This is a genomic window from Candidatus Electronema sp. TJ, from assembly GCF_048287355.1.
In the GTDB taxonomy this organism is placed as follows: domain Bacteria; phylum Desulfobacterota; class Desulfobulbia; order Desulfobulbales; family Desulfobulbaceae; genus Electronema.
The window spans coordinates 1-6,527 of sequence record NZ_JBLWEP010000135.1 but is presented as its reverse complement, the minus strand read 5'-3'; the positions used below and the strand labels follow the sequence as shown (position 1 = coordinate 6,527).

At 59.4% G+C, this 6,527-nt stretch carries 7 protein-coding genes; 4 read left to right on the top strand and 3 right to left on the bottom strand.

Annotated elements, in window-relative coordinates:
• Positions 1-353 (top strand): hypothetical protein (locus tag ACNKID_RS09675; protein ID WP_417913223.1); only part of this gene is annotated, 353 nt, incomplete at its 5' end.
• An 82-nt stretch (positions 354-435) separates the two neighbouring features.
• Here the strand turns inward: ACNKID_RS09675 and ACNKID_RS09670 are convergent.
• From ACNKID_RS09670 to ACNKID_RS09660, 3 genes are all read right to left on the bottom strand, one after another.
• A complete protein-coding gene (locus ACNKID_RS09670; RefSeq protein WP_417913222.1) occupies positions 436-1,620 on the bottom strand; it encodes an ABC transporter permease subunit in 1,185 nt (394 codons plus the stop codon).
• A 119-nt stretch (positions 1,621-1,739) separates the two neighbouring features.
• Entirely contained in the window at positions 1,740-2,795 is a 1,056-nt protein-coding gene (locus tag ACNKID_RS09665; RefSeq protein ID WP_417913221.1) for a hypothetical protein, read from the bottom strand.
• A gap of 217 nt (positions 2,796-3,012) precedes the next feature.
• Entirely contained in the window at positions 3,013-4,329 is a 1,317-nt protein-coding gene (locus tag ACNKID_RS09660; protein WP_417913220.1) for a hypothetical protein, read from the bottom strand.
• A gap of 205 nt (positions 4,330-4,534) precedes the next feature.
• On the opposite strand from ACNKID_RS09660, the gene ACNKID_RS09655 reads away from it, so the two are divergent.
• From ACNKID_RS09655 to ACNKID_RS09645, 3 genes are all read left to right on the top strand, one after another.
• Complete coding sequence (locus ACNKID_RS09655) at positions 4,535-5,179, top strand: succinate dehydrogenase cytochrome b subunit (protein ID WP_417913219.1); 645 nt, start codon at positions 4,535-4,537, stop codon at positions 5,177-5,179.
• A 23-nt stretch (positions 5,180-5,202) separates the two neighbouring features.
• On the top strand, positions 5,203-5,424 hold the full coding sequence (locus tag ACNKID_RS09650) for an RNA-binding S4 domain-containing protein (protein ID WP_417913218.1): 222 nt from the start codon (positions 5,203-5,205) through the stop codon (positions 5,422-5,424).
• 84 nt (positions 5,425-5,508) lie between these two features.
• The coding region (locus tag ACNKID_RS09645) for a 3-oxoacyl-ACP synthase III (RefSeq protein ID WP_417913217.1) at positions 5,509-6,527 on the top strand (1,019 nt) is incomplete at its 3' end.

Here is a 6,527-nt window from a genome sequence, read left to right as displayed (position 1 = left end):
TTTGGAAGGCAAAACCTACGCCTTTTGATTCGCAAAAGGCATGCTGTTTGATGTGGACATTGGGGACGGGGCTGCCCGTTCGCAGGTTGCGGGCTTTGCCAGACCTGCTGCATGAGTTATCCGTGAGCAGTTTGCCGCTCCATAGTATAAACGGCTGCGGTCAAGCTGAAGCGAGACTGAAACGCTTTTTTCTGTTGCGCCGCCGCTCACGCAAAATGCGGAGTGCCTTCACCCTGTCGCATTCATGCAAGATATCTAATCTGCTGCCAGCAGCAAGCAGATTGCCTTCCTGTCCCGGCTGCGGCTCTGAGAAAATCATAAAAATCAAAATGGGAAGCCAAGCTGCCCCTTAAGCGCCACCCGTTCGTTGAGACAGAGCTGGAGCAGAATAGAATGATTCTGATGAGAGTCCTCCCCTTTGGCCGGAATGACAGATCATTTCTGCCTGCGCATTCTTGCTGCCGGAAAAAGTCCGCCGGGCCGGAAACGCATCATCAGCACAAGGGCCGCACCAAAGGCCAGCATCCGGTAGTCGGCCAAGGTGCGCAGGTATTCGGGCAGAAGGATCAGGGTCAGAGCGGCGATGATCACGCCAGGAATGGAACCCATGCCGCCCAGCACCACGATGCAGAGGATGATCGCCGACTCCATGAAGGTGAAGGAGGCAGGATTGACAAATGTGGTCTTGGCCGCGAAGAGCACCCCGGCCATGCCCGCCCAGAATGCGCCGAAGGCGAAGGCGGCCAGCTTGATCTTGGTTTTGTCTATGCCCATCGCCCGACAGGCGATCTCATCCTCGCGCAGAGCCGCCCAAGCCCGGCCTATGCGCGAATGTTGCAGACGGTTGGTGGCCAAGATGGTGAAGACAACCATGCCGAGCATCAGATAATAGAGATAGATGACCGATTGCTGAAGCGACAGCTCCATGCCGAAGAAACCGGGCCGGGGAATGCCGGAAATGCCGCTGGGGCCTTGGGAAAATTCAGTCCAGTTCTCTAAGACAAGGCGGATGATCTCGCCGAACCCAAGGGTGACGATGGCTAAATAATCGCCGCGCAGCCGCAGCACGGGAAAGCCAAGGAAAATGCCGAAGATCGCGGCTAAGAATCCGCCAATTGGCAGGGCTGTCCAGAAGCCGATGCCGAAGTGGAGGTTGAGCAGGGCATACGAATACGCCCCGACCGCATAGAAGGCCACGTAGCCCAAGTCCAGCAGCCCGGCCATGCCAACCACAATATTCAGGCCCAGCCCCAGCATGACGTACAGCAAAGCGGTGATCATAATGCTGACCTGATAGCTTGAGACCAGCCATGGGAAGGCGGCAGCCAGCAGGAGCAGAACAGACAGCGCAGGCAGACGGACTGCCGTCTTGTCAAAGAGCTGCGGCCTGTCTTTGGCAGGTGCGGCGGCGCGGAGTTTTTTTCTCGCCTTGAGGGCGGCAGCTGTCTGAGCAAGCAGCGAACCGGAAAAGGTGGCCAACGCGACATAGAGCAAATTCTGCCACCGCCAGGCAACGGTGCGCTCGTAGGGATTGATCTTGATCACCAGCAGCGGAAAGGTGAGGAAGGAGGGCCAGAGCGCGGCGCGGACAGCCTGCTTTATGACGGCGGAGAAGGGCATAGCGGTGCGGAAAAAAATAGCTGCGATACTCGACGGCGAAAATGAGAAGAGGCGCAGGAAAATGCATCCCTGCGCCTCTTCTTCAAAAGCCTGCCCGAAGGCAAGTCCTCTGCTGCTGTTTAGAATTTGAACCGCAAGCCGCCGCCGAAGCGTCCGTACTCGGCCAAGCCGTCAAACTCATCAACCGCGCTCCGAATCTCCAGGAAAGCGGAGATGTTGAACGCCTGCGGATCGCCGTACACGCGGGCACCGACATTGGCGATCAGGTCAAGATCGCTGTCGCCGGAATCGTCATCCACGTCGCCGGAGGTGATCCAGCCGCCCAGGCCCAGACCAACCCAGCCGTTCACATCGCCAGCCTGCCAGTTGTAGTTGGCCATCACGTCCAGCAGCAGCGCGTCGTCGCCGTCGTCGCCCTTGACCTGAGCGGCTGCGCCGATCATGCCGGTGAAGGAGACCTGCTCAAACTGGCTGCCTGCGGCAAAAGGACTCCACTCCACGCCGATGCGGCCAAAAATATAGTCTGCCGGATCCGTCTGCTTGTAGTAGCCAACATCGCCGAGGAAGCGGAACGGTCCAAGATCAGCCTTTGTTTCAGGCTCCTTTTCCTGCTCAACGGCGGGCATTAAGCATTTCTCAGGCACACCTTTGCACTCTGCCGGGCACTTCGCCGGATCGTCCGGGTTGTCCTTGCAGGTGGCCGGACAGTTTTTAGGCAGTTTGTCGCAAATGTTGCATTCCAGATCGCCGCAGATGGAAGCAGGCGGGCAGTTCGGGCCAGCCGGGTTTGCTATGCATTCAGCCGTGCAGTCGTTGCAGCTGTAGCATTTGATGTCCTTGCAGATGTCTGGGCAGGTGGCCGGGGCGTTGCTGGTCTTGCACTCAGGCGCACAGTCAGTGCAGGTCTGGCATTTGACATCGCTGCATATCTCCGGGCAGCCCTGTGCGCCGGGATTCTGCTTGCAGGTGGCCGGGCAGGAGTCGCAAGAATTCTGACATGCAGGAGACTTGCAGATGTCCGGGCATCCTTTGTCGTAAGGATTCTGGAGACATGCCGGTGTGCAGTCATCACAGGTCCAGTTCTTCTTCTTGCCAAACTTGCTGCCCCCGGCATGAGCAACGCCTACTGACAGAAGCAGCAACGCTGCCGTCTGCAGGACCATTTTTGTTTTCATCGTCCAACTCTCCTTGTGCAGTTGTTAACTTTTTCTCTCCCCGCCGATACCCCCCCGGCATTCAATAAAAAACGCAGGCCGCTTGAGAGAAGTAAAATTTTTTTTCTTGTTATATAATTTTCATCGCCATCTGGCAAGATAAAAAAGAAGCCCAAGAGACGGCGGAGAAGCGAAGCAGAAAAGCTGCCGTCAGCAGACGGTCGCGCCCTGCCGTATTTCAGAATTTGAACCGCAAGCCGCCGCCGAAGCGTCCGTACTCGGCCAAACCGTCAAACTCATCAACCGCGCTCCGAATCTCCAGGAAGGCGGAGATGTTGAACGCCTGCGGATCGCCGTACACGCGGGCACCGACATTGGCGATCAGGTCAAGATCGCTGTCGCCGGAATCGTCATCCACGTCGCCGGAGGTGATCCAGCCGCCCAGGCCCAGACCAACCCAGCCGTTCACATCGCCAGCCTGCCAGTTGTAGTTGGCCATCACGTCCAGCAGCAGCGCGTCGTCGCCGTCGTCGCCCTTGACCTGAGCGGCTGCGCCGATCATGCCGGTGAAGGAGACCTGCTCAAACTGGCTGCCTGCGGCAAAAGGACTCCACTCCGCGCCGATGCGGCCAAAAATGTAGTCTGCCGGATCCGTCTGCTTGTAATAACCAACATCGCCGAGGAAGCGGAACGGCGGCAGCTCCCATGAGGCAGGCGGCGGCGGACAGTCCAGCTCCGCGCACTCGTCAGGGCATTCATCTGGATTGGCCGCGCATTCGGGCGGGCAATCGGCGCAGGTAATCGGCGGACAGTCCTCTTCCGGGCAAGGGGCGCACTGACTCAGGCAATCGGCGCAGTAGGGCGGGCAGCCGACATCCTTCGGATGCTCCTGACAGGCGGGCAGGCAATTTTGCAGACATTCCAAGCAGGGCACCTGCGTCTTCGGCTCAGGCAGACATTCAGGCGGACAGCCTTCCAAGAGAAGTCCTGTCACACAGGCTTCCGGGCAGACAAGAGGCTGCGGAGACGGCTGCTCTTCTGCCAGCGGTTCTGGAATCTTTTTTTCCGCCTGCTCAGGCGGGCAGTTCTGAACACGCTCGGTGCTGAGCAGGGCCAAGTTGCCGCAGCCTTTCGGCACAGCAAAGGTGTGGCGCAGGCAGTTGTCCTGATCTATCAGGGCAAACTCGTAGCCTGCAACCGCCTTGGCTCCAGCCCAAGTGAGATCGCGGGCCGCTTTCACCTCGCCCTTGCCGTCGGGTTTGAACAGCATCCAGCGGAACACCGTGCCCGGCTCGTACTGAGCCTCCCTGATTTCTGCGGCGGGAAACTGGGCCTCCAGCAGCTTATGCAGCTGGCTGCTGCCTGCTTTGTCCATTCCTTCCCTGATCTCATCCTGCTGCTCCCTCAGCATAGCCTTGAGGTCTTCCGCAGATTGCAGCGGCGGCTGATGAAAGGGGTGCCTGCCGATGGTCGTGATGACGCTGGCGGCCTGCGCGGCACCCGCTGACAAAAGCAGCAACACCGCAGCGGCCTGCGGCAGCATCTTCCGTTTCATGACAGCCACCTCTTTTTTTTGCGCGGTCGGATAAAAGCAGATACTTGCGTTATGTAATGTTATATAGAGTCCTCTGCGGTCTGGCAAGATAAAAAACAGCCGACGCGTTCAGAAGGAAAGGCAAAGCCGCAATTGCGGAACCGCCGCATCTTGGTTACAATGATTTCTCGCACTCTGACTCCGTCAACATTCCGCCAAGAGCAGCATGTCCCGCTTTCTCCGACACATCTGCGCCTCGACGCTGGGCAGAAAATACATCATGGCTCTGACCGGCCTGCTGCTCGGCAGCTTTCTTGCTGTTCACGCCGCAGGCAACAGCCTGATCTTTCAAAGCCCTGAAGCCTTGTCCGCGTATGCCGAGCATCTGCATTCGTTCAGCCTGCTGCTGCATTCGTTCAGCCTGCTGCTGCTGGCTGTGCTTCTTGTTCATATCGCGACCGGCATCAGCCTCTTCCTGCGCAGCCGGAGAGCCAAAGGGCGCAGTTGCGCGGTCAGCGCATCCGCAGGCGGCCAGACTTGGGCCTCGCGCACCATGCTCTTCACTGGTCTGGCCAATCTCGCCTTTCTGCTCCTCCATCTTGCCACAGTGCGCTTTGCTGATCAAGCTCTGCCAACGGCGGAACGGATCAGCCGGACATTGACCAGCCCCTTGCTGGCCGCGCTCTACACCGTCGGCATTGCCGCCTTGGCTCTGCACATCAGCCACGGCTTCTGGTCGACGCTGCAAAGCCTGGGCATCAGCCATTCCCGCTGGAACGGCCTGCTTCGAACATGCGCCGGATGTTCCGCCGCGCTGATCAGCACTGTCTTCGCGGCCATCATCCTGCTGCATGTCCAAGCTGGCAGATAAAACCATCAACCACAGGAGACGCGATGAGCGGAGAGCATTTTGCGGCGGTCACAGGCGGCTTCATCGAGCTGTGCGCCCTGCTGAAAAGGGAGGACATGGCCGCCAGCGGCGGCGAGGCCAAGCTGCTGATCAGTCAGGGACTGGTGCGGGTCAACGGAGAGGTGGAGACCAGAAAGCGGCGCAAGCTCGCCGACGGAGATGTGGTGGACTGCGGCGGCAGGCGGGTGCGGGTCACAGCGGGCTGAATCTTTTTTCGTTGCCCGACGCAGCTGTTTGTTGTACAGAAAAGATGAACCCGAATCTTTCCATGCGCCATTGCACACACTCTGATGAAATATTCCCGCGTCTGTCTGCACAGTTTCGGCTATGAGCTGCCGCCCAACGTTGTCACCTCCTCCGATTTGGAGCAGCAGCTCTCTCCGGTCTATGAGCGTCTCAAGCTGCCGGAAGGCCGACTTGAGCTGATGAGCGGCATCCGCAGCCGCCGTTTCTGGGACGAAGGCTTCAGACCCAGTGAAGGCGCGGCCCGCGCGGCCCGCAAGGCACTCACGGCCTCCGGCCTTTCACCTTCGGACATGGACTTCCTTGCCTTCACCGCAGTGAGCCGGGACATGATGGAGCCGGCCACCGCTTCCTTTGTCCACCGCAGCCTTGGCCTTCCTGACCGCTGCCAGATATTCGACCTCTCCAACGCCTGCCTTGGTTTCCTGAACGGCATGGTGCTGCTGGCCAACATGATAGAGCTGGGACAAGCCCGGCGCGGCCTGATCGTCTCCTGCGAAACTGCTGAAGATTTGGTGCGCTCCACAGTGCGTCAGCTGCTGGCCGACGAAACTTTGACCCGCAAGACCGTCAAGCCCGCGTTCGCCTCCCTGACCATCGGCTCCGGCGCAGTCGCTTTGGTCATGGGCGACCGCAAGGCGCAGGACACGGGCCGCAGGCTGATCGGCGGCTCCTGCCGCGCCAACACCAAGCACAACGATCTCTGCCAAGGCGGCCAGAACTGCGAGCAAGAAACGCTGATGTCCACCGACTCCGAGCTGCTGCTGGAGAAAGGCATTGAGACCGCCGCCCTCTGCTGGCAGGATTTTCTCCAGGAAACCGGATGGACGCGGGAAAGCGTCAGCCGCTTCTTCTGCCATCAGGTCGGGCAGGCTCATGCCCGCAGACTCTTCTCCGCTTTGGATCTGGACCCGGCCCGCAATTTCGAAACCTTGGACGTGCTGGGCAATATCGGCTCTGTCTCCGCGCCCATCACCATGGCTATGGGCATTGAGCGGGGCAAGCTCAAGCATGGCCAGCGCGCCGCGCTGCTCGGCATAGGTTCAGGCATCAATTCTGTGATGCT